General features: G+C 74.3%; 27 protein-coding genes. 16 read left to right on the top strand and 11 right to left on the bottom strand.

Annotated features, from left to right (window positions below; translation table 11 throughout):
* Nucleotides 1-22: 22 nt before the first annotated feature.
* Nucleotides 23-235 (bottom strand): hypothetical protein, encoded by a 213-nt coding sequence (locus AC54T2_RS10440; protein ID WP_496666128.1) that lies wholly within the window; start codon nucleotides 233-235, stop codon nucleotides 23-25.
* A 108-nt stretch (nucleotides 236-343) separates the two neighbouring features.
* On the opposite strand from AC54T2_RS10440, the gene AC54T2_RS10435 reads away from it, so the two are divergent.
* Complete coding sequence (locus AC54T2_RS10435; RefSeq protein WP_496666127.1) at nucleotides 344-1,330, top strand: LLM class F420-dependent oxidoreductase; 987 nt, start codon at nucleotides 344-346, stop codon at nucleotides 1,328-1,330.
* Nucleotides 1,331-1,508: 178 nt separating this feature from the next.
* Here AC54T2_RS10435 and AC54T2_RS10430 read toward each other — a convergent pair whose 3' ends face one another.
* Genes AC54T2_RS10430 through AC54T2_RS10420 form a run of 3 tightly spaced genes read right to left on the bottom strand, consistent with a single transcriptional unit; the run spans nucleotide 1,509 to nucleotide 4,154 of the window.
* Nucleotides 1,509-2,531: an LLM class flavin-dependent oxidoreductase gene (locus AC54T2_RS10430; protein WP_489976576.1), complete on the bottom strand. Its 1,023-nt coding sequence runs from the start codon at nucleotides 2,529-2,531 to the stop codon at nucleotides 1,509-1,511.
* Nucleotides 2,532-2,545: 14 nt separating this feature from the next.
* Nucleotides 2,546-3,484, bottom strand: coding sequence for a cation diffusion facilitator family transporter (locus AC54T2_RS10425; protein ID WP_496666126.1), 939 nt, complete (start codon nucleotides 3,482-3,484; stop codon nucleotides 2,546-2,548).
* A 4-nt stretch (nucleotides 3,485-3,488) separates the two neighbouring features.
* Complete coding sequence (locus AC54T2_RS10420; RefSeq protein WP_489976574.1) at nucleotides 3,489-4,154, bottom strand: hypothetical protein; 666 nt, start codon at nucleotides 4,152-4,154, stop codon at nucleotides 3,489-3,491.
* 66 nt (nucleotides 4,155-4,220) lie between these two features.
* Here AC54T2_RS10420 and AC54T2_RS10415 point away from each other — a divergent pair, with 66 nt between their 5' ends.
* Nucleotides 4,221-5,261 (top strand): 1-aminocyclopropane-1-carboxylate deaminase, encoded by a 1,041-nt coding sequence (locus AC54T2_RS10415; protein ID WP_496666125.1) that lies wholly within the window; start codon nucleotides 4,221-4,223, stop codon nucleotides 5,259-5,261.
* A gap of 31 nt (nucleotides 5,262-5,292) precedes the next feature.
* Here AC54T2_RS10415 and AC54T2_RS10410 read toward each other — a convergent pair whose 3' ends face one another.
* The gene (locus AC54T2_RS10410; RefSeq protein WP_496666124.1) at nucleotides 5,293-6,006 is read right to left on the bottom strand and encodes an aspartate/glutamate racemase family protein; all 714 of its coding nucleotides are present in this window, start codon (nucleotides 6,004-6,006) and stop codon (nucleotides 5,293-5,295) included.
* A gap of 74 nt (nucleotides 6,007-6,080) precedes the next feature.
* Between AC54T2_RS10410 and AC54T2_RS10405 the strand changes: the two genes are divergently transcribed.
* The 3 genes from AC54T2_RS10405 to AC54T2_RS10395 all read left to right on the top strand — a co-directional run bounded on the left by AC54T2_RS10405 (nucleotide 6,081) and on the right by AC54T2_RS10395 (nucleotide 9,623).
* Nucleotides 6,081-6,683 (top strand): GNAT family N-acetyltransferase, encoded by a 603-nt coding sequence (locus AC54T2_RS10405; protein WP_496666123.1) that lies wholly within the window; start codon nucleotides 6,081-6,083, stop codon nucleotides 6,681-6,683.
* A 91-nt stretch (nucleotides 6,684-6,774) separates the two neighbouring features.
* Nucleotides 6,775-9,465, top strand: coding sequence for an FAD/NAD(P)-binding protein (locus AC54T2_RS10400; RefSeq protein ID WP_496666122.1), 2,691 nt, complete (start codon nucleotides 6,775-6,777; stop codon nucleotides 9,463-9,465).
* Nucleotides 9,466-9,470: 5 nt separating this feature from the next.
* Complete coding sequence (locus AC54T2_RS10395) at nucleotides 9,471-9,623, top strand: hypothetical protein (RefSeq protein WP_186341554.1); 153 nt, start codon at nucleotides 9,471-9,473, stop codon at nucleotides 9,621-9,623.
* Nucleotides 9,624-9,679: 56 nt separating this feature from the next.
* Here AC54T2_RS10395 and AC54T2_RS10390 read toward each other — a convergent pair whose 3' ends face one another.
* Both AC54T2_RS10390 and AC54T2_RS10385 read right to left on the bottom strand, forming a co-directional pair.
* Nucleotides 9,680-10,813, bottom strand: a complete 1,134-nt coding sequence (locus AC54T2_RS10390) for a carboxylate-amine ligase (protein WP_496666121.1) — start codon at nucleotides 10,811-10,813, stop codon at nucleotides 9,680-9,682.
* 95 nt (nucleotides 10,814-10,908) lie between these two features.
* Nucleotides 10,909-12,027 carry a fatty acid desaturase family protein gene (locus AC54T2_RS10385; RefSeq protein WP_496666120.1) on the bottom strand — a complete coding sequence of 373 codons (1,119 nt, stop codon included), beginning with the start codon at nucleotides 12,025-12,027 and terminating at the stop codon, nucleotides 10,909-10,911.
* Between the two features lie 94 nt (nucleotides 12,028-12,121).
* Here AC54T2_RS10385 and AC54T2_RS10380 point away from each other — a divergent pair, with 94 nt between their 5' ends.
* The 7 genes from AC54T2_RS10380 to AC54T2_RS10350 all read left to right on the top strand — a co-directional run bounded on the left by AC54T2_RS10380 (nucleotide 12,122) and on the right by AC54T2_RS10350 (nucleotide 16,744).
* Entirely contained in the window at nucleotides 12,122-12,286 is a 165-nt protein-coding gene (locus AC54T2_RS10380) for a hypothetical protein (protein ID WP_496666119.1), read from the top strand.
* On the top strand, nucleotides 12,283-13,095 hold the full coding sequence (locus AC54T2_RS10375; RefSeq protein WP_489976566.1) for a hypothetical protein: 813 nt from the start codon (nucleotides 12,283-12,285) through the stop codon (nucleotides 13,093-13,095). The genes AC54T2_RS10380 and AC54T2_RS10375 overlap by 4 nt, the downstream gene beginning before the upstream one ends.
* Before the next feature lie 32 nt (nucleotides 13,096-13,127).
* Complete coding sequence (locus tag AC54T2_RS10370; protein WP_206054535.1) at nucleotides 13,128-13,562, top strand: phage holin family protein; 435 nt, start codon at nucleotides 13,128-13,130, stop codon at nucleotides 13,560-13,562.
* Entirely contained in the window at nucleotides 13,538-14,134 is a 597-nt protein-coding gene (locus AC54T2_RS10365) for a DUF3618 domain-containing protein (RefSeq protein WP_186341549.1), read from the top strand. Before AC54T2_RS10370 ends, AC54T2_RS10365 begins: the two co-directional genes overlap by 25 nt.
* 145 nt (nucleotides 14,135-14,279) lie before the next feature.
* A complete protein-coding gene (locus AC54T2_RS10360) occupies nucleotides 14,280-15,416 on the top strand; it encodes a zinc-dependent alcohol dehydrogenase (protein WP_222129686.1) in 1,137 nt (378 codons plus the stop codon).
* A gap of 13 nt (nucleotides 15,417-15,429) precedes the next feature.
* Nucleotides 15,430-15,984 (top strand): hypothetical protein, encoded by a 555-nt coding sequence (locus AC54T2_RS10355; protein ID WP_489976565.1) that lies wholly within the window; start codon nucleotides 15,430-15,432, stop codon nucleotides 15,982-15,984.
* A gap of 52 nt (nucleotides 15,985-16,036) precedes the next feature.
* Nucleotides 16,037-16,744: a hemerythrin domain-containing protein gene (locus tag AC54T2_RS10350; RefSeq protein WP_186341546.1), complete on the top strand. Its 708-nt coding sequence runs from the start codon at nucleotides 16,037-16,039 to the stop codon at nucleotides 16,742-16,744.
* A gap of 236 nt (nucleotides 16,745-16,980) precedes the next feature.
* On the opposite strand, the gene AC54T2_RS10345 is transcribed toward AC54T2_RS10350, so the two are convergent.
* Together AC54T2_RS10345 and AC54T2_RS10340 are read right to left on the bottom strand one after the other, a co-directional pair.
* On the bottom strand, nucleotides 16,981-18,075 hold the full coding sequence (locus tag AC54T2_RS10345; protein WP_496666118.1) for a putative manganese transporter: 1,095 nt from the start codon (nucleotides 18,073-18,075) through the stop codon (nucleotides 16,981-16,983).
* Between the two features lie 21 nt (nucleotides 18,076-18,096).
* A complete protein-coding gene (locus tag AC54T2_RS10340) occupies nucleotides 18,097-19,017 on the bottom strand; it encodes a manganese catalase (RefSeq protein WP_186341544.1) in 921 nt (306 codons plus the stop codon).
* A 236-nt stretch (nucleotides 19,018-19,253) separates the two neighbouring features.
* Here AC54T2_RS10340 and AC54T2_RS10335 point away from each other — a divergent pair, with 236 nt between their 5' ends.
* Nucleotides 19,254-19,994: an AfsR/SARP family transcriptional regulator gene (locus AC54T2_RS10335; protein ID WP_496666117.1), complete on the top strand. Its 741-nt coding sequence runs from the start codon at nucleotides 19,254-19,256 to the stop codon at nucleotides 19,992-19,994.
* Between the two features lie 9 nt (nucleotides 19,995-20,003).
* Here the strand turns inward: AC54T2_RS10335 and AC54T2_RS10330 are convergent, their stop codons facing one another.
* The gene (locus AC54T2_RS10330) at nucleotides 20,004-20,810 is read right to left on the bottom strand and encodes an MBL fold metallo-hydrolase (RefSeq protein ID WP_496666116.1); all 807 of its coding nucleotides are present in this window, start codon (nucleotides 20,808-20,810) and stop codon (nucleotides 20,004-20,006) included.
* An 11-nt stretch (nucleotides 20,811-20,821) separates the two neighbouring features.
* Entirely contained in the window at nucleotides 20,822-21,289 is a 468-nt protein-coding gene (locus AC54T2_RS10325) for a DUF4383 domain-containing protein (protein ID WP_496666115.1), read from the bottom strand.
* A 211-nt stretch (nucleotides 21,290-21,500) separates the two neighbouring features.
* Here AC54T2_RS10325 and AC54T2_RS10320 point away from each other — a divergent pair, with 211 nt between their 5' ends.
* The 3 genes from AC54T2_RS10320 (at nucleotide 21,501) to AC54T2_RS10310 (ending at nucleotide 23,234) form a co-directional block, all read left to right on the top strand.
* A complete protein-coding gene (locus AC54T2_RS10320; RefSeq protein ID WP_496666114.1) occupies nucleotides 21,501-22,169 on the top strand; it encodes a hypothetical protein in 669 nt (222 codons plus the stop codon).
* An 87-nt stretch (nucleotides 22,170-22,256) separates the two neighbouring features.
* Complete coding sequence (locus AC54T2_RS10315; RefSeq protein WP_241005429.1) at nucleotides 22,257-22,337, top strand: DUF2200 family protein; 81 nt, start codon at nucleotides 22,257-22,259, stop codon at nucleotides 22,335-22,337.
* A gap of 45 nt (nucleotides 22,338-22,382) precedes the next feature.
* The gene (locus tag AC54T2_RS10310) at nucleotides 22,383-23,234 is read left to right on the top strand and encodes an alpha/beta fold hydrolase (RefSeq protein ID WP_496666113.1); all 852 of its coding nucleotides are present in this window, start codon (nucleotides 22,383-22,385) and stop codon (nucleotides 23,232-23,234) included.
* Nucleotides 23,235-23,246 lie beyond the last annotated feature (12 nt).

Raw genomic sequence — 23,246 nt, 5'->3', positions numbered from 1 at the left:
GCCCGGCCAGGGGCCGGTGGGCTCAGGGCTCGTGGGGGTGCTCGCCGGTCGGGTCGTCCGGGATCGCGTCGGGTCCTTGCGCGCCCTCGTCGACCTCGCCGGGGTGGGGGTCGGGCTGCCCGGCCACGGAGTCGCCGGAGCTGATCGGCTCGGGCTCACCGCCGGCCGCGGCCATCTCGGAGACCTGCCCGTCCTGCTGGTCCTGCTGATCGTCGTGTCCGTCGGTGCCGCTCATGCGTGCCTCCTGCTTCGTCGGGGACCCTCCACACAACCAGCAGGCCCGCGCGCACACCTCACCTCGCCGGGTGGTGGGTGCCCTGCAGCGGCTGGCTACCGTCGCAGCATGACGCGTTTCGGCTACACCCTGATGACCGAGCAGAGCGGCCCGCGGGAGCTGGTGTCGTACGCCGTCGCCGCGGAGCGGGCCGGCTTCGACTTCGAGGTGATGAGCGACCACTACTCCCCGTGGCTGACCGAGCAGGGGCACGCCCCGTACGCCTGGACGACGCTGGGAGCGGTGGCGCAGGCGACCGAGCAGGTCGGGCTGATGACCTACGTGACGTGCCCGACCCTGCGCTACCACCCGGCCGTGGTGGCGCAGAAGTCCGCGACGCTGCAGATCCTCGCCGAGGGCAGGTTCGTCCTCGGCCTCGGCAGCGGGGAGAACCTCAACGAGCACGTGGTGGGCCAGGGCTGGCCGGCGCTCGCCGAACGGCAGGACATGCTGGCCGAGGCCATCGAGGTCATCCGCGCGCTGCACACCGGCGACCTGGTCGACCACCGCGGCGAGTTCTTCCAGGTCGACTCCGCCCGGGTCTGGGACCTCCCCGAGCAGGGCGTCGACATCGGCGTCGCCGTGGCCGGCGACCGCGCGATCGAGCGCTTCGCGCCCCTGGCCGACCACCTGGTGGCCGTCGAGCCCAAGGCGCAGATCGTGGAGTCGTGGAACTCCGTCGACGGGGCCCCGCGCATCGGCGACGGAGCCCGCGCGGTCGGCCAGATCCCCATCTGCTGGGACCCCGACGAGGACGCGGCGCTCGCGCGCGCCCACGAGCAGTTCCGCTGGTTCGGCGGCGGCTGGTCGGTCAACGCCGACCTCCCCACCCCCGCCGGCTTCTCCGGCGCGACGACCTTCGTCCGCCCCGAGGACGTCGCGGAGTCGATCCCCTGCGGGCCCGACCTCGACAAGATCGTCGAGGCCGTCTCGGCCTACTGGGAGGCGGGCTTCACCGACGTGGCGCTCGTGCAGGTCGGCGACGAGGGCCAGGACCGCTTCCTCACCGAGGCCGCCCGGCCGCTCCTCGACAAGCTCCGGGCCGCCGCCCCCTGACCCCGCGGGGTTGCTCCGCCCGCCCTCGTCGGAGTCCCCGCTCGGGCGCGCGCCTGTCGGAGTCCCCGCTCGAGCGGGGAGTTCGACACCTGGAGGGGGTTGCGAAGGCCTCCAGGTGTCCGACTCGCCCTCCAAGTCCGGCCCGAGGACGTACGCCGAGCGGCCACGCCCAGCGGCGTCAGCGCCAGCCGAGGCCGGGGGCCACGTCGGTGAGCACCGACTCCAGCAGGTGCGCGTTGTAGTCGACCCCGAGCTGGTTGGGCACCGTGAGCAGGAGCGTGTCGGCGGCGGCGACCGCCTCGTCGCCGGCGAGCTCCTCGACCAGCACGTCGGGCTCGGCGGCGTAGGTCTTGCCGAAGACCGCGCGCAGGTTGGCCTCGATCTGGCCGAACTGGTCGGAGCTGCTGCCCTCGTGGCCGAAGTACATCCGGTCGAGGTCGGTGGTGATCGGCATGATCGAGCGGCTGACCGACACCCGCGGCTCGCCCGCGTGCCCGGCCTCGCGCCAGGCCTCGCGGAACACCTCGATCTGCTTGCGCTGCTGGACGTGGAAGGGCTCGCCCGTCTCGTCGGCCTTCAGCGTGGAGCTCATCAGGTGCATGCCCTTCTCCGCCGCCCACCGGGCGGTGGCGTCGGAGGCGGCGCCCCACCAGATGCGCTCGCGCAGGCCCTCGGAGTGCGGCTCGATGCGCAGCAGGCCGGGCGGGTTGGGGAACATCGGGCGCGGGTTGGGCTGGGCGAACCCCTCGCCCTCCAGCACCTGCAGCAGCACCTCGGTGTGGCGGCGGGCCATGTCGGCCTGGTCCTCGCCCTCGGCGGGGGCGTAGCCGAAGTAGCGCCACCCCTCGATCACCTGCTCCGGTGACCCGCGGCTGATGCCGAGCTGCAGCCTGCCGCCGGCGATGAGGTCTGCCGAGCCGGCGTCCTCGGCCATGTAGAGAGGGTTCTCGTAGCGCATGTCGATCACGCCGGTGCCGATCTCGATCCGGCTGGTGCGCGCGCCGACGGCGGCCAGCAGCGGGAACGGCGAGGCGAGCTGGCGGGCGAAGTGGTGCACGCGGAAGTACGCACCGTCCGCGCCGAGCTCCTCGGCGGCCACGGCGAGGTCGATCGACTGCAGGAGCGTGTCGGAGGCCGAGCGCACCGCGGACTGCGGCGAGTCGGTCCAGTGGCCGAAGTTGAGGAACCCGATCTTCTTCATGACTGGTTCAACGCTCAACCATCGTGGATGTTCCCGGGCACGCGTACGACGCTCGGCGGGCGCCCCGGCGCGGCCAGCGACAGCACCGCCCGCACGATGTCCGGGCGTTGCGCGAGCTCGTCCTCGAGCCGCTGCAGATGCTCGGCGGCCTCGCTCTCGACGTGGTCGCCGACCAGGTCGACCGACCCGACGAGGAAGAGCCGCTCCGGGCCGACGTACTCCAGGTGCAGGGTGTTGACCGACTGCACCTCGGGTCGCTCCTCCAGCCAGCGGAGCACCGAGGCGTAGATGCGCGGATCGGCGACCTGGCCGACGAGGAACGCCATGTTGCGGCGCAGCAGGTAGATCGCGATGAAGCCGAGCAGCAGGCCGACGAGGATCGACCCGATCGCGTCCCACGCGGCGTCGCCGGTGACCTGGTGCAGCGCCAGCCCGGCGAGCGCGATGACGATGCCGACCAGCGCCGCGGCGTCCTCGAAGAAGACCCCCCGCAGCGTCGGGTCGGACGTCTGGTCCACGAACTGCGCCCCGCTCACCTTCGCCGAGAGCGCGCCCCGCCTGACCTCCCGGCGGGCCTGGAGGAACGACGTGCCCTCGAGCACGAACGCGGCGCCCAGCACGAGGTAGGCCCACAGGTAGTCGGCGTCGCGCTCGTCGGCGCCGAGCGACTGGATCCCGTGGATGACCGACACCGCCGCGCCGACGGCGAACAGGCCGAACGCGGCGATCATCGACCACACGTAGGCGGCACGGCCGTAGCCGAGGGGGTGCTCGTCGTCGGGCGGCTTGTCCGACCTGCGCTCGGCCACCACCAGGAAGATCTCGTTGCCGGTGTCGGCCCAGGAGTGCGAGGCCTCGGCGACCATCGACGCGGAGCCGGTGACGACCGCGGCGACGGTCTTGAGCACGGCCAGGATCGCGTTGGCGGTGAGCGCCACGATGACGGTCAGCATGACCTCAGTGTGCGCCCTCCCCGCCCTTCCGCGGCTGGCCCGCGCGACTGCCGACGTACGCACGCTCGCGCACCGCGGCCAGCCAGTGCGGGCCGAGCCGCCACGGCCGCGGCCGGTGCAGCACCGGGTCGAGGTCGGGACGCGGCGCCTCGGACCGGCGCTCCACCCGGACCGTGGCCGTCTGCACGTCACCGCCCGCCCCCACGACGCGCAGGGTGAGGTCGACGGGCAGCCGCCCGACGAGCACGTCGGGCTCCGGCGAGTCCAGGCGCGGGTCGGGCACGTCCACGACGACCTGGAGCCGCTCCCCCGACGGCGAGCGCCACCACATCAGGGAGGTCAGCGTCGCGCCGCCCCACCGCATCCTCGGCGCGAGCAGGTAGCGCTGCCACCGCGCGCCCCCCGGCGCCGTCGTGCACAGCACGTCGACGGGCGGGTCGTGGAGCAGGCGGACGCCGAGGCCGAGCAGGTCCGGCACCCCGCGCGGCGTGCCGATGCCCTTCGAGAGCCGGACCAGGCAGTGCACCACGCCCACCGGCAGCGGCCCGGCGCCGTGCACCTCGGCGCGACCCTCGTACACCACGCCGCGGGGATGGAACGCCGGCGCGGAGCGGGCCGCGGCGAGCGCGGCGAAGGAGCGCACGACGGCGCGGGTGGCGAGCGAGGGCATGGTCGGTGGGTACCCCCTTGACCGGTCCGCCATATTGAGGGACCCACCCCGATGCAGGGAGACCCCGTGATCCTCGACCGGTTCGAGCGCCACCCGCTCACCTTCGGACCCTCGCCCGTGCACCACCTCCGGCGCCTGAGCGAGCACCTCGCCGCCCGCGGTGGCGGGGCGCAGGTGTGGGCCAAGCGCGAGGACGTCAGCAGCGGCCTGGCCTACGGCGGCAACAAGGTCCGCAAGCTCGAGTACATCGTCCCCGACGTGCTGGCCAGCGGCGCCGACACGCTGGTCTCCATCGGCGGCTACCAGTCCAACCACACCCGCCAGGTGGCCGCCGTCGCCGCCCACCTCGGCCTGAAGTGCCGCCTGGTGCAGGAGAGGTGGGTGCCGTGGGACGACCCGGCCGCCACGCAGGTCGGCAACATCCTGCTCAGCCGCATGATGGGCGCCGACTCGCGGCTCGACCCGAGCGGCTTCGACATCGGCATCCGCGACTCGTGGAAGGACGCGATCCGCGAGGTCGAGGAGGCCGGCGGCACGCCGTACGCCATCCCGGCCGGCGCGAGCGAGCACCGGCTCGGCGGCCTCGGCTTCGCCCGCTGGGCCTTCGAGCTGGCCGAGCAGGAGCAGGCGCTCGGCGTCACCTTCGACACGATCGTCGTCTGCACGGTGACCGGCTCCACCCACGCGGGCATGGTCGCCGGCTTCGCGGCCCTCGAGGACCTCACCGGCGTCCGCCGCCGCGTCCTCGGCATCGACGCCAGCGCGACCATCGACAGGACCCGCGACCAGGTCGAGCGCATCGCGCGGCACACCGCCGAGCTCATCGAGCTCGGCCGCGACCTGCGCGACGACGAGGTCACGGTGCTCGAGGGGTGGGCGGGCGACCTCTACGGGATCCCGGTCGACTCGACGATGGAGGCGATGGCGCTGGGCGCGCAGCTCGAGGCGATGATCACCGACCCGGTCTACGAGGGGAAGTCGCTCGCCGGCCTGGTCGACCTGGTGAGCGCCGGCGACATCCCCCGCGACTCGCACGTGCTCTACGCCCACCTGGGCGGTCAGCCGGCCGTCAACGCCTACCACTCCCTCTGGCCGGCGCAGGGCTGACCGACCGCCGCTCCCCGGGGCCGGGGCGACGTCAGGCCAGCGCGAAGTCGACGGCCGCCAGCGCGTGGAGGCGGGTGGTGGCGAAGACGGGGACGTCGACGTCGTCGGGGCCGAGCAGCAGCTCGATCTCGGTGCAGCCGAGCACCACGCCCTCGGCGCCGCGGGCGACCAGCCGCGCGACCACGTCGACGTAGGCCGCCCGCGACTGCGGGCGTACGACGCCGCGGACCAGCTCGTCGTAGATCACCCGGTGCACGAGCTCGAGGTCGTCGCCCGCGGGCACGATCGCCTCCACGCCGTGGCCGGCGAGCCGCTCGCGCACGAACGTCTGCTCCATGGTGAACCGCGTGCCGAGCAGGGCGACCCGGCGCAGCCCGGCGCCGCGGACCGCCGCCGCGGTCACGTCGACGATGTGGATCAACGGGATCCGGATCGCCGCCTCGATCGCCCCGGCCACCTTGTGCATCGTGTTGGTGCACAGCACCAGGCACTCCGCGCCGGCCGACTCGAGCGCCGCGGCCTCGGCCGCCAGCAGCGCGCCCGCCGCGTCCCAGTCGCCCGCCGCCTGGAGTGCCTCGACGTCGGCGAAGTCGACCGAGGCCATCACCACCCGCGCCGAGTGGTAGCCGCCGAGCCGGTCGCGGACGGCCTCGTTGACGATCGCGTAGTAGAGCGCCGAGCTCTCCCAGCTCATCCCGCCGAGGAGCCCGATCCGGCGCACGACCGGTGTCGCTGGTGCGTCCATCGCCCCATTCAACATCGCGCCGTCCACCACCGTCGCCGGCCGCACGATGTCGGCGCGCAGCGCTAGCGTGCACCATGGCCACGACTCCCCTCGTCGCCTCAGGCGACCTCACCGTCCACCCGGCCACCCACGCCCGCTTCGACGACGTGCGCACCATGGTCGGCCCGAAGAACCCAGGCTCCAACGTGTGCTGGTGCCTCAGCCACCGCATCCCGGCCAAGGACAACCGCGAGCTGGTCGGTCCCGCGCGCGCGGCCCGGGTCGAGGCGCTGACCCGCCGCGCGACCAAGCCGGGCGTGCTGGCGTACGACGGGAGCGAGGTCGTGGGGTGGGCGGCCGTCGCCCCGCGCGCCGAGCTGCCCTTCGCCCGCTCCACCAGGATCCCGGTGATCGACGACCAGTCCGCCTGGTCGGTGTGGTGCATCCGGGTCCGTCCCGGCCACCGCGGCCGCGGCATCTCGCACGTCCTGCTCGAGGGTGCCGTGGCCTACGCCGCCCGCCGCGGCGCGCCGGTCGTCGAGGGCTACCCCGTCGACAACCGCGGGGAGAAGGTCGACCTGACGATGGCCTACGTCGGCACCCGCAAGCTCTTCGAGGACGCCGGCTTCGAGGTGGCCGCTCCCACCACGGCCACGTCGGCCGGGTTTCCCCGCGTGGTGATGCGCCGCACGACGTGATCGCCACGCCGAGACCCGGATGCGCGGGAGGCCGCCTGCTCCTGATATCGTAAGTCGAGTAAACCAGTTGACTAAAGGAGAATGCGCTGTGGTGACGAACGAGGGGGACTGTCGGGTCGTCGTGGTCGGAGCGGGCGCCGGCGGCACGCTGGTCGCCACCCACCTCGTGACGGCGCTCTCCTCCCGCTTCCGGGTCGAGCTGGTCGACCCGGCCCCCGGCACCGGTCGCGGCCAGGCCTACTCCACCACCGACGAGCGGCACCTCCTCAACGTCCCGGCGTCGGGCATGAGCGCCTTCCCCCGCGATCCCGAGCACTTCCTGCGCTGGCTCCGCGCGCACCACGACCCCGACTTCCAGCCCCACGACTTCGCCCCGCGCGCCGTCTTCGGTCGCTACGTCGAGAGCCTGCTGACGACCGCGACCGAGTTCCCGGGCAACGCCCAGCTCGTACGCCGTCGCGCGGAGGTCGCCGACATCGCCCGCTCCGGCGACGGGTTCGTCGTGGACCTCTCCGACGGCGACCGGCTCGAGGCGCGCGCGGTCGTGCTCGCGACCGGCAGCCGCCCCGGCACCGGCTGGGCCCCGCCCGAGCTGGCCGACGACCCCCGGCTGGTGGCCGACCCGTGGACGCAGCCGATCCCGGCTGTCGGCGACGTGCTGATGCTCGGCTCGGGCCTGACGATGGTCGACCTCGCGATCAGCGCCGACCGCCCCGACCGCACCATCCACGTCGTCTCGCGCACCGACGCGATGCCGCACGCCCACGTGCTGCCGACCACCCCGCCCGTCCCGCCGCCGCCCGGCATCACCCGCACCCAGGACCTCGACACGCTGCGCTCCACGCTCGCCGCGCACGTCCACGAGACCGTCGAGGCCACCGGCGACTGGCGCGCCGCCATCGACGGGCTGCGCCCGGTCACCGCCCAGCTCTGGCGCGGCCTGTCGGAGGCCGACAAGCGTCGCTTCATCGCCGAGGACGCCCGAGCGTGGGACGTCCGTCGCCACCGGATGGCCCCCGCCACGGCGCGCCGCCTCGACGCCGTCGCCGCCGAGGGCCGGCTCGTGCGCCACCGGGGCACCCTCGCCGCCGTGCGGGCCGACGACACGGCCCTCCACGTCACCCTCGACGACGGCACGACGCTGCGGGTCGCGGCGGTCGTCAACTGCACCGGCCCCGTCGGCTCCATCGCGGCCGACCCGCTGCTGACCCGGCTGGCCCAGTCGGGCCTCGTCCGACCCGGCCCCGCGGGCCTGGGCATCGACACCGCCGACGACGGCCGCATCCTCGGCACCCTGCCCGACACGCTCCCGTTCCTCGCCGTCGGCTCGCTGCGCCGCGGCAACCTGTGGGAGTCCACCGCCATGCCCGAGATCCGCGAGCAGGCCTACGACGTCGCCCGCATCGTCAGCCGCTCGCTGCACGGCGAGTCGCGCCGCCGCCCGGTCGACCCCTACGGACTCACCCTGTCCACCAGCCAGGACGCCGCCGAGCGCTACAACGCGGCCCTCGGCCGTCTGCTCCGCCTGCAGGAAGGCGTCGAGGAAGGGCTCACCGACGCCGTCGCCGCCGATGAGGGCTTCGTGCTCGCCCACGCCGCCCTGGCGCTGCTCGGTCACGAGTGGGGCACCACCGCCCAGTGGCGGGAGTCCCTGCGCGCCGCACACCGGGCGGCGGCCGAGCGCCACCTCGACGACCGCGAGTCGTCGTTCCTCGACGCCGTCACCACGCGCCTGCGCACCGACGAGGCCACCGGCGCCGCCGCCCTCCTGCGGCACGTGCGCCTGTTCCCCCGCGACGCGCTCGCCGTCAGCGTCGCGGTGCCGACCGTCGCCTTCGGCGGCCTGACCAGCGGCCCCCAGACCGCCGACCTCGTCGAGTCGCTGGGCCGTGCCTACGGCGACGACTGGTGGTACGCCGGCCAGCTGGCGTTCGTCCGGCAGGACCAGGAGCGCTGGGCCGAGGCCGAGGACCTGGCCTCCTACGCCCTCTCGGTCGAGCCGGCCTCGGGCCACGCGGTCCACGCCCGCGCCCACGTCCACTACGAGACCGGCGACCACGCCGCCGGGCTGGCCTGGCTCGACGAGTGGATCCACACCCGCGGTCCGGAGGCCAACCACCGCTCCCACTTCTCCTGGCACGCCGCGCTCCACGAGCTGATGCAGGACGACGTGGAGGCGGTCCGCCGCCGCTACGCCCGCGAGCTCGCCCCCTCGGTCGTGAGCGGCAGCCGGGTCGTGGTGGACAGCGGGTCGCTGCTGTGGCGCGGGCGGATGACCGGCGCCTGGACCGACGACCTGCCCGTCGCCGAGGTGCGCGCCCAGGCCCCCGCCGAGTGGCTCACGACCCCGCCCACGCCGTTCGCGGCGATGCACAGCGCGGTGCTGCTCGCGGCCGACGGCGACGCGTCCGCGCTGGCCGCGCTGGCCGTCCGGTCCCGCGCGAGCGACGACCGGGTGCTCCGCGACGTGGTCGCCCCGCTCTGCGACGGACTCCTGCAGGTCGTCGAGGAGCGCTGGGACGCCGCCGCGACGACCCTCACCGGCATCGTCGGCAGGTTGTCGCCGCTGGGCGGCAGCCGGGCGCAGCGCGAGGTCGTCGAGGACACCCTCGTGCACACGCTCGCGATGGCCGGCCGCACCACGGAGGCCGCGGGGCTGCTCGACCAGCGGCTCACCCGCCGCTCCTCGGCCCTCGACGCGCGGCGCCGGGCGGCGGTCACCGCCGCCCGCGCGGCGGCCCCCGGCACGACCCCGCAGCACAGTCGGTCGCTCGGGCGCTGATCGCGGTGCACCTCGACGGGTTCGGCTCGGTCGCGGCGACCACGATGGTCGCCGTGGTCATGGCCGACCTGCACGTCGAGGTGGTCGCCGGCGCCGCCGCGTGGCTGGCGGGGTGGTGGCTGCTGCGCGAGGCCGGTCCGCCCCGCGCTGACGGCTAGGGAACGGGTGCCGCGGGCGTGCGCGCCACGACCGCGAGGTGGTCGACGTGCACGGCTCAGCCCTCCAGGTCGCCGGTGCGGGCGACGAGGTCGGCGAGCAGGGCCGGCATGCCGCCGGCGGCCACCACCCGGCGCTGGCGGTTGGGCTCGGTCTCCCCCGCCAGCGTCGCGTCCAGCGCGTCGAGCGGTGCGTCGATCCGATCGGGAGCCAGCACCGCGCGCGCCTCGGCGACCACCCGGCCCGCGATCTCGCGCATCGGCCGGAGGTGCTGGTCGACGTCGACCACGCGGGTGTCGAGGCCGTAGCGCGACGCCCGGTGGTCGTTGACGGCCAGCACGTCCTCCTCGAGGTCGTGCTCGTCGGGCGCCTCCACGGCGCGACGTGCGATGCCCTGAACGAGGGCGGTCAGCGCGGCGACGCTCGTCAGGGACGGCACGGAGTCCATCACCCGGACCTCGAGGGTCCCGAGCAACGGGCGCGGGCGCATCTCCCACCACACGTAGGTGTGGTCGGACGCCTCGGCGGCCCGCATCAGCGACTCGGTGCGCGCGACGTAGTCGTCCCACGACCGCAGCAGCGGCGGCATCGTGGTGCGCGGGTAGGAGCGGATGATCGCGGCGCGGGCCGTGGCCTGCCCGGAGTCGAGCCCGTGCCAGTAGGGCGATCCGGCGGCGAGGGCGCGCAGCAGCGGCAGCCGGTTGCGCAGCCCGCGGTAGGCCAGGATCGCGGTGCGCTCGTCTGGCAGCCCGACGTGCACCTGCAGCGCGGCCGTCGGCGTGCGCAGCAGGCCGGCGTACTCGTCGATGATCCGGTCGTAGCGCGGCGACGCGGCGATGTCGGCGACGCCGACCGGGGCGGTCGGGTGCACCCCTGCGGCGAGGACCCGGCCGCCGTTCTTGCCGACGAGGGCGCGCAGCTCGCGCAGCGCGCGCCACGCGTCCTCCGCGGTGGCGCAGACGGGCGTGTTGAGCTCGACCTGGTCGACGTAGATCTCCCCGGTCACCACACCCGCGTCGGGCCTCGACTGCGACATCGCCGCGACCAGCGGGCCCGCCGCCGCGCCCATCAGCGCGTCCTGGTCGTCGACGAGCATCAGCTCCTCCTCGACGCCGACGGAGAACTCACCGCCCGGCACGTGCGCCGGTAGGCCCCCGTCGACCGGGAGCTCCCCCGGCATCCCGCTCGTCATGCGCCCCTCGTGCCCCGCGGGCGCCCTGCGCATGCGCCCTCGTGGCACCCGTACTCCGGGGTCGGCGACGGCGCGGTGTCAGCGACGGCGCGGTGTCAGCGACGGCGCGGGGGCAGCGACAGCCGGAGGACGCGGTGCCAGGCGCTGGCGACCTGCCGCAGCAGCGGAGCGCTCTGGTAGGCCAGGCCGTGCCGCTCGAAGAGGTCGCGGACGGGACCGGCGATCTCGCGGTAGCGGTTGCTCGGGAGGTCGGGGAACAGGTGGTGCTCGATCTGGTGCGACAGGTTGCCGCAGAGCACGTGCAGCAGCGGCGGGCCGGAGATGTCGGCAGAGCCGAGCATCTGGCGCAGGTACCACCGCCCGCGCGTCTCGTGCTCGTCGACCTCCTCGACCTCGAAGACCTCCACGCCCTCGGGGAAGTGGCCGCACATGATCACCGAGTGGCTCCACACGTTGCGGGCCAGGTTGGCGACCAGGTTGGCGGTCAGGGTGGTGCGCGCCGAGCCGGTGGGCAGCGACAGCAGCGGGTGGAGCACGTAGTCGCGGAACGCGCTGCGCGCCACCCGGCGCCCCGTCGTGCGCATCTCCTCACGCTGCTCCGGGGAGAAGCCGGTGCCCGAGCGGAGCGACTCGCCCAGGTCGAGGTCGTACATCGCGATGCCGTACTCGAAGATGCAGGCGTTGACGAAGTTCAACAGCGGCTGGGCCAGGTGGCGCGGCTCCCACTCCTGGGCCTCGTCGACGCGCAGGATGCCGTAGCCGAGGTCGTTGTCCTTGCCGAGCACGTTGGTGTTGGCGTGGTGGCGGTCGTTGTGGGCGCGCCGCCACTGCTCCGGCGCCGAGGCGTGGTCCCAGTCCCAGGTCGAGGAGTGGATCTTGGGGTCGCGCATCCAGTCCCACTGCCCGTGCAGGACGTTGTGGCCGATCTCCATGTTGTCGAGCACCTTCGACAGCGCGAGCGAGGTCGTGCCCAGCCACCACGCGACGCGGCTGCGGCTGCCGAGGAGGACCACCCGACCGCCCACCTCCAGGCACCGCTGCACGGCGATGACGCGGCGGACGTAGGCCGCATCCCGTGCCCCGCGGTCGGCCAGCACCTCCTCGCGCAGCGCGTCGAGCGTGCGGCCGATCTCCTCGATCTCGGCGTCCGTCAGGTCGGCGTACGAGCGGGTGGCCGGCGGCGGCGCAGGGGCGTGCTGGAGGAGGGGGGCCATCGTTCCCAGTGCCCCTCTCCGGCCTCCCCCATGCATCTCGAAAAGTCCGCCCCCAGGGGTGGAGTGTGCCGCAGGTCGATGGGTACGGAGCGCCATGACAGAGGACTCGTACCACGACCAGGACGCCGACCCGCCGACCCCTGACGGCCGAGAGCCCGACCAGGAGCAGCTCGAGCCGGAGTCCGAGCCGGCGAGCGACCCCGACCCGGATCCGGGCGCAGGCCCGGGCACATCCACCCAGTCCGAGGAGGACGAATGACGACCTACGGAAACGAACCAGCAGGCACCACCACCGGCAGCGACCCGGCCAGCACGGGCGGCTACGACGCGAGCGGCTTCACCCCGGGCTCGACCGGCACCGGTGACTCGAGCACGACCGACAAGGCCAAGGAGACGGCCGCCACGGCCGCCGACCAGGGCAAGCAGGTGGCCGGGACCGCCAAGGACGAGGCGCTCAACGTCGCCGGGACCGCGGCCGCGCAGGCCCGCACCGTCGTCGGCGAGGCCCGTCAGCAGGTCACCAGCCAGCTGAGCGACCAGGCCACCACGGGGCGCGACAAGCTGGCCCAGACGCTCGTCACGCTGGGTGACGACCTCGAGCAGATGGCCCAGGGCGAGGGTGCGTCGCAGGGCCTCGCGAAGGACCTGGCCCAGGAGGTCTCCGACCGCGTCCGCGCGCTCGGCAGCCACCTCGAGGACCGCGACCCCGCGCAGCTGCTCGACGACGCCCGCGACTTCGCGCGGCGCCGCCCGGGCACCTTCCTGCTGGGCGCCCTCGCCGCGGGCGTGGTCGCCGGGCGGATGTTCCGGGCCACCGCCGACGGCGCGGCTGCGGCGTCGCTCGCCGACTCCGGCACCACCGGCACGCCGGGCACGACCTACGGCAGCACCGGCGTGGGCACGGGACCGATGGCCACCGCCAGTGGGGACGCGCCGCTCGCCGCGCACTCCAGCACCGACAGCCCGGGCACGACGGGCTACGACACCCCGGCGACGGACCCGGCGCCCTCGTCCCTCGACCCGACGACGTCCGGCCTCCCGGGACAGCGCACCCAGGACACGCCGTGACGGGCGTCCCGGGCGCGGATCCGGTGTCGGGCGTGGGTCCCCTGCCGACCGGCTCACCGGAGCCCGGCCCCCACGTGGCCGGCGCCGCGGACGAGCGCAGCCTCGGCCAGATCGTGGGCGACCTGAGCCACGACCTGACGACGCTGGTCAAGCAGGAGCTCGACCTGGCCCGCACCGAGCTCAAGGCGGAGGCGGCCAAGGCCGGCAAGGGCGCCGGGATGCTCGGTGGCGCTGGCGTCGCCGGCCTGCTGACGCTGATCCTGGCGAGCTTCGCGCTGAGCTACCTGCTCGACAACTGGATGCCGGTGGAGCTGGCGTTCCTGATCACGACCGTGCTCTGGGCCGTCGTGGCCGCCGTCCTGGCGGCCCGTGGACGCGCGGAGCTGAAGAAGACCAACCCCCAGCTGCCGGAGACGCAGCAGACACTCAAGGAGGACGCGGCATGGGCCAGAGCACAGAAGAGCTGAGCAACGACATCGCGCACACGCGCGAGTCGATGACCGCCAACGTCGACGCGCTGCAGGACCGCGTGAGCCCGTCGGCCATCGTCGAGCGGCGCAAGCAGGCGACCCGCAACCGCCTGCTCGGCGTGCGCGACAAGGTGATGGGCACCGCCCAGGGCGTGGGCTCCTCGGCCTCGGGCACATCGGGGTCCGCCAAGGACTCCGCGACCGGCGCCGTCGACTCGATCAAGGGCACCGCACAGGGCGCCGTCAGCGGGGCCCAGGACAGGGTGCAGGGCACGCCCCTCGCCGCCGGCCTGGTCGCCTTCGGCCTGGGGATGGTCGTCTCGGCGCTGATCCCCGCCTCGGAGAAGGAGGCGGTGGCCGCAGGGCATGCCGTCGACGCGGCCAAGGAGCACGGTCAGCCGATCGTGGACCAGGCGAGGTCGGTGGCGCAGGACGTCGCCGACGGCGTCAAGGAGACGGCCACCCAGGCTGCTCAGGAGGTCAAGGACGCCGCCACCGACAGCGCCGGGCGGGTGAAGTCCGAGGGCCAGTCGGGAGTCGACGAGGTCCGCTCGCAGACGCAGTCCTGACCCGACCCCTCCTCCCCACCGGTTCGCCGGCCGGCCCCCACCGGGGCCGGCCGGCGAACCGGTGGCCCAGCCCCTCCCGGTCCAGCTCCGCCCCGCCCCGCCCCGCCCCGCCCCGCCCCATCACAGGAGGCACGCCGTGCGCGCCATGGTCTACCGCGGTCCCTACCGCGTCCGCGTCGAGGACAAGCCCCGCCCGCGGATCGAGCACCCCGCCGATGCCATCGTGCGGGTGCGACGCGCCGCCATCTGCGGCTCCGACCTTCACCTGTTCCACGGGATGATGCCCGACACCCGGGTCGGGCACACGTTCGGCCACGAGTTCGTCGGCGTGGTCGACGAGGTCGGTCCCGCGGTGCGCGACCTGCAGGTCGGCGACCGCGTGATGGTGCCGTTCAACATCTACTGCGGCACCTGCTTCTTCTGCGCCCGCGGGCTCTACTCCAACTGCCACAACGTCAACGCCAACGCCACGGCCGTCGGCGGCATCTACGGCTACTCCCACACCACCGGCGGCTACGACGGCGGGCAGGCGGAGTACGTCCGCGTCCCCTTCGCCGACGTCGGTCCGATGGTGATCCCCGAGTGGCTCGACGAGGAGGACGCCCTCCTGATGACCGACGCCTTGGCCACCGGCTACTTCGGCGCCCAGCTCGCCGACATCCGCGAGGGCGACACGGTCGCCGTGCTCGGCGCCGGGCCGGTCGGGCTCTACGCCGCCCGCAGCGCCTGGCTGATGGGCGCGGGCCGCGTCGTCGTGATCGACCACCTCGCCGAGCGGCTGGCCAAGGCACAGACGTTCGCGCACGCCGAGGTCCTGGACTACGACCAGATCGACGACGTGGTCGTGGCGATGAAGGAGACGACCGGTCACCTCGGCTTCGACCGCGTCATCGAGGCCGTGGGCGCCGAGGCCGACGGCAACCTCACCCAGCACCTGACCGCGGCGCGGTTCAAGCTCCAGGGCGGCGCCCCGACCGCGCTCAACTGGGCGATCGACGGCGTGCGCAAGGGCGGCACCGTGTCGGTCATGGGCGCCTACGGCCCGATCTTCAGCGCCGTCAAGATGGGCGACGCCGTCAACAAAGGGCTGACCCTGCGGATGAACCAGTGCCCCGTCAGGCGCCAGTGGCCCCGGCTGCTCGAGCACGTGCGCAACGGCCACCTCAAGCCCAACGACATCGTCACCCACCGCTTCGACCTCGAGGACATCGCCGAGGCCTACCACGTGTTCTCCGCCAAGCTCGATGGCTGCATCAAGCCGGTCATCGTGGTCGGCGACTGAGGAAGGACGACCCATGCCCTACACCCCGGACAAGCCCGCACTCCCCGAGGACGTCGAGCAGCTCCGCGCGCGCATCCCCGGCTGGGGTGCCGACCTCGACCCCGCGGACCGGCCCTCCTTCCCGCGCGAGGTCCTCGACCCGGCCGTCGTCGGGCGGCCCCTCCCGGAGCAGCAGCCCGGCGGCGAGGGACGCGAGCGCTCGATCGAGCACGCCCGGCTCACCCCCGCCTTCGGCACCGCGCAGCCCATGACCGGACTCTCCGGGACCATCCGCCGCTACGCCTACGCCAGGCACAGCGAGGCCAAGGCGGCGCACTGGCTGCTCCTCATGGCCGCCGACCGCGTCGACGTCACCGAGCACGTGGTCCGCTCCCTCGCGACGACACGGCCCGACAACCCGCTCACGCAGAGCGGGATCCGCGCCGAGGCGACCTACGGCGGCATCCGCTCGCGCCGCGGACGCAGCGACGTGCGCCACCAGGTGCTCGACCCGGTCGTCAACGGACTGCCGTGGGCGCTCGCGACCTACGTCGCCTGGCGGGCGGCGCGGTCCCTGCGCCGGGGGTGACCGGACCGGCCCGCGGGCGCGTGCGAGGGCGCACGCGTGGGTACGACGGAGGATGACCTCACTCGCAGAGCAGGACCTCGACCAGCTCGGCGGCCGGCTGAGCATCCTCACCCGCCAGAAGCGCGACCACGAGCGGCTCGACCGGCTGCTGCACCGCCTCGGCCGGAGCGCGCCGGGCGAGGAGGAGGACGCCACGCTGCACGCGATCGCCCGACTTGTCTTCCCGCACGCGTTCGCGGAGGAGTCGGTGCTGTGGCCCGAGGCCCGGCGGGTGCTCCCCGACGGCGAGGCGCTCACGCTCCAGGTGGAGCGGGAGCACCAGGAGGTCAACGAGCTGTGGACCTCGCTCGAGCGGCTGCCCTCGGGCAGCCCCGATCGCCGCGAGGTACTCACCCGGCTCGCCGCGGTGCTGCGCGAGGACGTCCGCGACGAGGAGGACGAGCTGCTGCCCCGCCTGCAGGACGCCGTCGACACCCGCCGCCTCCAGGTGCTCGGCGTCGCGTGGGAGGCCGTGCGGCGCACGGCGCCCACCCGCCCCCACCCGGTCGTGTCGCGCCGCCCTCCCGGCAACGCGCTGGCGGCCGTGCCGCTCACGGTGCTCGACCGCAGCCGCGACCTGCTCGACGCCGGCGCCCGGCGCTTCCCGCGGGCCCACGAGCCCGCCTCACGGGCCAGCCGCGGTCTGGCCCGCGCTGCCGGACGGGTGGAGCGGGCCGGGGTGCTGCGCCGCGGCGAGCACCCCTCCACGCACCGCGACTGATGCGCCTGCCGAGCGCACCACCGCCCGGCGAGCCGCGTGCTGCGCCGCCAGGACGCCGAGCACGACCAGGGCCATCGTCACGCCCCACCAGGTGCCGGTGAGCGCGCAGCACAGGGCGAGCACCCGCTGCAGCCCGTCGTGGTGGCTCGGGCGGGCGGCGTGGCGCGCATGACGGACGGGCTGAAGGACCGGGGGAACGACGGGCACGGACATGATCTGCCTCCGGGATGAGGTGGTCAGGTGAGGACGAGGAACGCCAGCCCCACGAGCAGCGCGGGGATGGTGGTGAGCACGGTGGCGGCCAGGGCCGAGCGGTGCTCGAGGGCCAGGAGGGGCAGCAGGGCGTCCCCGTCCTGGCTGATGGTGTTGGCGACGAAGGTCGCCAGCGGCATGCCCCCGGCGGCGAAGATGCCGACGAAGACGATCTGCACCGCGCACCCCGGCACGAGGCCGATCAGTGCTCCCACCAGCACCCCCGCGAGGCCCAGCACGGGCAGCTGCGAGCCGTCGAAGCCGGTGAGGTGCGTGAGCAGCGACCACGCGAGGTAGGCCACGGCCACCCACACGGTCACGAACGCCACCTCGTGACCACCGTGGCGCAGCACCGCGGCCATCGACGTCTCCCCCGCGCTGCGCTCGTCGTCGTCGGCGAGCCGGCAGCCGCTGCGCACGAACACCACCAGCGCCACGACGGCGCCCAGCACGCCCAGCGCGAGGTAGACCGTCTCGGGGTCGAGGAGCTGGAAGGTGACCGGGACGCTGACCGTGGCTCCCCCGCCGATCGCCAGCCAGAGCAGCACCGGCAGCACGCCGACCTCGTGGAGCGCGAGCACCGGGCGCGCCCGCACCGGTCGGGCCGCCGTCAGGACGGGCGACGGCACGAGCGCCGCCCGCGCGCCGGCGTCCACCGGGGCGGGCGCGGGGGACGGCGTACGCTGGCGCGGGTCGATGCCGATCGCGTCGACCAGCCATCCGGTCGTGGCCCCCACGACGAGCAGCAGCCCCTTGAGCTGCACCGTGAGCCACGGGTCGTGGGCCAGGAGCACCCACGACGCGTCGCCCATCGTGGCGACCAGCGCCGCGACGGCCGCCCCGTAGGACACGGCCCCTCGGCCGTAGGCGGCCATCACCAGGATCGCCCCGCCGCACCCGGGCGGCATGGTGAGGGCGGCCGCCACCAGCGGACCCGCCGCCCGACGCCGCTCCAGTGCGGCGTCGAGGCGGTGGCCCCACCGGCAGCGGGCCCAGCCGAAGGGCGCGACCATGAGGGCGACGAACACGCCGACCTGCATGAACGCGTCGGCCAGGGGCCGGAGCAGGAGCTCGGTCATCCCAGGCGCTCGCTCGGCAGCTCACTCGCCGGGAGTGAGCTTCTCCTTGGCCTTGTTCATCAGGTTCTGCATGCCCTGTGCGTAGGCGCCACCGGCGGTGCCGGGCTTGCCCGGCCCCTTCGACCCGTCGTAGGTCGCGAAGTGCAGCGGGTCGGGAGCCGGCAGCTCCTGCACGTCGTCGGTGAGCGCGCGGCCCTCCTCGAACCTGATCTCGCCCTCCCCGGTGAGGGAGGCGCCCTGGGCCCAGCGGCCCTCGCCGGCGGTGCTGCCCTCGTGGAAGCTGTAGAACACGGTGGCCTGCTCGGACGCCTCCTCGTCCTTGCGGGAGCTCTCGAAGCCGTCGGTGTGCCCGTCCTCGATGAGCTGCTCGATGCCGAGCAGCCACTGCTGCTGGTGGAAGGTGTCGCGGGCCAGCGCGAACGACAGCGTCTCCTTCACGCCCGGGTCGTCGGTCATGCCGATGAGGCGCGACACCTGCAGCCGGCCCTGGGCCTCGGCGGCGACGTTGTGCCGGAAGTCGGCGAGCAGGTTGCCGCTGGCCACGATGTAGCCGGCGTTCCAGGGCACGCCCTGGCTGTTGGTCGGCATCGCGAAGCCGCCGCTGACGATGGCCTGTTGCGGGTTCTGCCCACCGAGGATCGCCGCGAGCGCCGGGTTGGCCGCGGCCGCCTCGGCCTGCGTCTCCGACGGGGCCCCCTCGAGCAGCCGGGCCAGAAGCGTGGTGAGCATCTCGACGTGGCCGATCTCCTCCGTGCCGATGTCGAGGATCATGTCCTTGTACTTGCCCGGCGTGCGGCAGGCCCAGCCCTGCCACATGTACTGCATCATCACGGTCATCTCGCCGAACTGGCCGCCGATCACCTCCTGCAGCTTGGCGGCGTAGAGGGCGTCGGGGCGCTCGGGCCGGGCGCTCCACTGGAGCTCCTTGGTGTGCCGGTACATGTCGTGCCTCGCAATCTGTCGGGTGAGGCGGAGCGGTCGGCTCCGCTGCGACGACCACGATTCCGGGGGCCCGTCGCGGGGTCGTGACGCCGGCGACCACACCGGCGTACGTCCGTCGGTCCGCCCGCCATTCGACGGGCGTCCGGCCGTCGGCTCCGAGGCGTCACCGTCGCGTCACGCATGCATGCACACCGGGGCGAGGGGCACTGTCTTCGCACGCGATCCTGGAGGCGCACGTGGCGTTGGCGGCACGACTCGACCTGCTGGGCGGGTTCCGGCTGGACCTCGACGGTCAGCCGCACCCCGTCCCGGCCAGTGCGCGCCGGCTGCTCGCCCTGCTCGCGGTGTGCCACCGCGGACGTCGCGCCCCCCGCGCGGCGCTCGCCGAGATGATGCGCCCCGACTCCGACCCCGCGCGGGCGACCTCGACGCTGCGCTCGGTGCTGTGGCGGCTGCCCCGCGACCGCGGGCGGGCGCTGGTGCAGGGCGACGCGCTGGAGGTCTGGCTGCACCCCGAGCTCACCGTCGACCTCTGGGAGGCCGAGGCGGAGGCCCAGCGGCTGTGCCGCAGCGAGGCGCCGCCGGTCGACGAGATGCCCGACCTGTCCCTGCTGGCCCAGGACCTGCTGCCCACCTGGCACGACGACTGGCTGACGGTGGAGCAGGAGGCGTTCCGGCAGCGTCGGCTCCACGCCCTCGAGCGGAGCGCCGACCTGCTGTGCCGCGCCGGTCACTACCACGACGCCCTGAGCGCCGGGCTCGGAGCGGTGCGTGCCGAGCCGCTGCGCGAGAGCGCGCACCGGCGGGTGATCGCGGTGCACCTCGCCGAGGACAACCACGCTGAGGCGCTGCGGCAGTACGACGGCTATCGGCGCCTGCTCGCCTCCGAGCTCGGGCTCGCGCCGAGCCCGTCGATCCGCGGCCTGGTCGCGCCCTTGCTCGGGCGACCGGTCGACCTGCCGACCGGCACCGACTGACCCCCCGGCTCAGGACGGCGGCGCCGACGGGTCGAGGCTCACGACCTCGCCCCGGGCCGGGCAGCGCAGCTCGGCCTCGAGCCCGGCGTCGCGGGCGCGGGTGACGAAGTCGGACAGCGGCGAGCGGAAGACGGTGTAGTCGTCGTGGTGCACCGGCACCACGACCCTGGGCCGCGTCCGCTGGACGAAGTCGACGCCCATCCGGCCGTCCATCGTGACGGTCCGCAGCAGCACCCGGGTGCCGCCGAGGTGCACGACGGCGGCGTCGATGTCGGGGAACCGCTCCCGCACCTCGTCGACGTGCGCGCCGGTCAGCGTGTCGCCGCTGACGTAGACGCGCCGGCGCACCTCGCCGTCCACCAGGTGCTCCAGGACGCTGCCCATCACCGGCGGCAGCATTCGCCCGAGGAGGCCACGCGCGTGCACGGCGGGCACGGCGGTCACCCGCAGCTCCTCGCTCCCCTTGACCAGCATGTGCCGGTCCCAGGTCTCGATCGCCCGTGCGTCGAAGCCCCAGGGGCCGAGGCGACGCACTGCGTGCGGGGTCGAGAGCACGGGAGGCGACCTGTCGAGGCGTGCGCGGGCGACCCGGTCGAAGTGGTCGCCGTGCAGGTGCGAGAGCAGCACCGCGTCGAGCGCCGGGAGCTCCTCCGGCTCGACGGCCGGGTCGGTCAGCCGGCGGCTGGACAGCCCCCAGCCGAGGTAGGCGCGCTGCCCGCGGTGCAGGAAGTTGGGGTCGGTGAGCAGCGTGAAGGAGCCCAACGACAGCACCGTCGTGGCGGTGCCGATGAAGTGGAGTCGGTCGCTGGTCGTCATCGGCTCGCTCCTCAGCGTCCGAGGCCGGTGGTGCCCGGCCGCCCGGCGAGCACCACGGCGAGGGCGATCATGCCGATGCCGAGGACGAAGTGCAGCCAGTCGTCGGCGGTGTTGAGCGGGACGAAGTTGGCCTGCGAGTCCTCGTCGACGACGAGCCCGTAGAGCCACAGGGCGAGGTAGACCGCACCCCCGCCGAGCAGGTAGCCGCGAGCGCTCGCCGCGGTGCGGGCCAGGACCATGCCGGCGACGCCGAACAGCAGGTGGACGACATTGTGCAGCACCGACACCTGGAAGAGGCCCAGGAGCTCCGCGTGCGACTCGTGCCCGGCGGCCTCGAGGCCGTCGTGGCCGGTCGTGATGCCCGGGATGAAGCCCAGGACACCGACGAGGAGGAACGCTGCCCCGACGAGGACGGCGGCCGCCTGGATCGGTGATCCTGTCGCGGTCGACGTCGAACGCAGGCGCATGTCGTCGGTCATCGGAGGCTCCTTCGGTTGCCGGTCCGTTCCGGGAGCGGCGTGGCTGGGGCTCGGTCCGTACCCTGCTGCGGTCGAGGCACACGTCGTCCCACCCGTTGTGACGTGCTCGAACGACGTGCTGGGCCCGTGGTGAAGATCACGGATGCCGGGGGCCGCACCGGGGTACGTGGACCGCGTCCGTCGACGCCGAGAACTGACGAGAGGACCGCAGGTGAACCCGATCCGCCTGGTCTCCGGAGCCATCGCCCTGCCCGCCCACGCCGCTGCCGCCGTGCTCGGAGCGTCCGTCGGGGTCGCCACGACCGGCGCCCTCGCCACCGCGCGAGCCGTGGGACGGGTCATCGAGCGCGCGTCTGCCGCCGACCGCGCCGCTCCCGGCCCGTGGCCGGAGCCTCCGGCCACGGCCCGCGAGGTCGACCCGATCCCCGGCACCCGTACGCACCCGGCGGCAGGCGCCGAGCCGGCCGCGGCCCCCGAGCAGGCGCCGGCACGCACGCAGCCCACGGCGACGCCCGCGACGCGGCCTGCGCGGAAGACCGCCACGAAGACTGCGAAGACGGCTGCGAAGACGGCTGCGAAGAAGGCCCCGTCGAAGGCCCCGAGGAAGGCCTCGTCGAAGCAGGCGGCCGTGCTCGCGCCCGCGCTGGGCCTGAGCGAGACCGAGGTCGAGAAGGCCGTGGCCGACTCGGGCACCGGCTCCGACGACGGACCGACCACGCCGTCCGGCATCCCCGCGGCCGGCGCCGGGGTCAACCCCGACACCACCGAGACCGACCTCCACCAGCCCGGCACGGAGCCCCTCATGGACCCCGCCACGGTGAAGTCGGTGGCGAGCGAGTCCGACGTGCTCAGGCGGGCCGCCGAGGTCGACAAGGGCTGAGGGTCCCGGGAGCGGCCAAGGCCGAGCGCACGGGCCGCCCCCAGGCCGAGGTCGACCGGGTGATCGAGTGGCTGGCCGGATCCGCTCGTGCGGCGGATCCGCTCCCTCGACAAGCTCGTCGACGAGCTCGCCCAGGGACGCCCCATGGAGAAGGTGCTGCGCGCCTGAGCCCCGCCCGCGCGTGCTCCGCCTCGCGCTGGGTACGGGGGCCGCATGGATCCCCGACCCGACCCCGGCGCGTGGCGACGGCGCACTGTGCGCGGCGACGGCGTCGACCTGGCAGTGCTCGAGGCAGGCGACCCGGAGGCACCCGCCCTCGTCCTGGTGCACGGCTGGCCCGACACGCACCGGGTGTGGCTGCCGGTCGCGGAGCGGCTCGCCGCCGAGCTGCGCGTCGTCCTCTACGACACGCGCGGGCAGGGCCTGTCGCCCACGGACGCCGCCGACAGCGCGTTCGCCCTCCCCCACCTCGCGGCCGACCTGATGGCCGTCGTGGACGACACCGACCCGGTGCGACCGGTCCACGTGGCCGGGCACGACTGGGGGTCGGTGCAGGCGTGGGAGGCGGTGTGCGAGGACGGCGCTGCCGAGCGGATCGCCTCGTTCACCTCCATCAGCGGGCCCAACCTCGACCACGTCGCGGCGTGGGCCCGCAGCACGCTGCGCCACCCGACGGCGACCGGTCTGACCGGCCTCGTCGGGCAGGCCGTGTCGTCGTCCTACGTCCCGTTCCTCGTCTCGCCCCTGGCGCCTCCGCTGCTACGCGTCCTCGGGCACCGCGACATGGTCTCCGGGCTGCGCTACTACCGCGGCAACGTGCACGGACCGGTACGCCGCCCGCGCCCGCGACGCACGAGCGTGCCGGTCCTCCAGCTCGCGCTCGCCCGCGATCCAGCGATCCGGGAGGCGGCACTCGTCGCCAGCGAGCCGTGGTGCGACGACCTGCGCCGTCACGACCTCCCCCTCGGCCACTGGGCGTTGCGGACCCACCCCGAGGTGATGGCCGCGGAGGTGCTCGGCCACGTCACCGCCGTCGAGGCGCGTCGACCGGTCGGAGGCGCGTGAGCCGGCCCCGCA

The organism is Nocardioides sp. Z35_8 (assembly GCF_059621125.1).
This window is presented reverse-complemented; position numbering and strand designations above follow the sequence as displayed.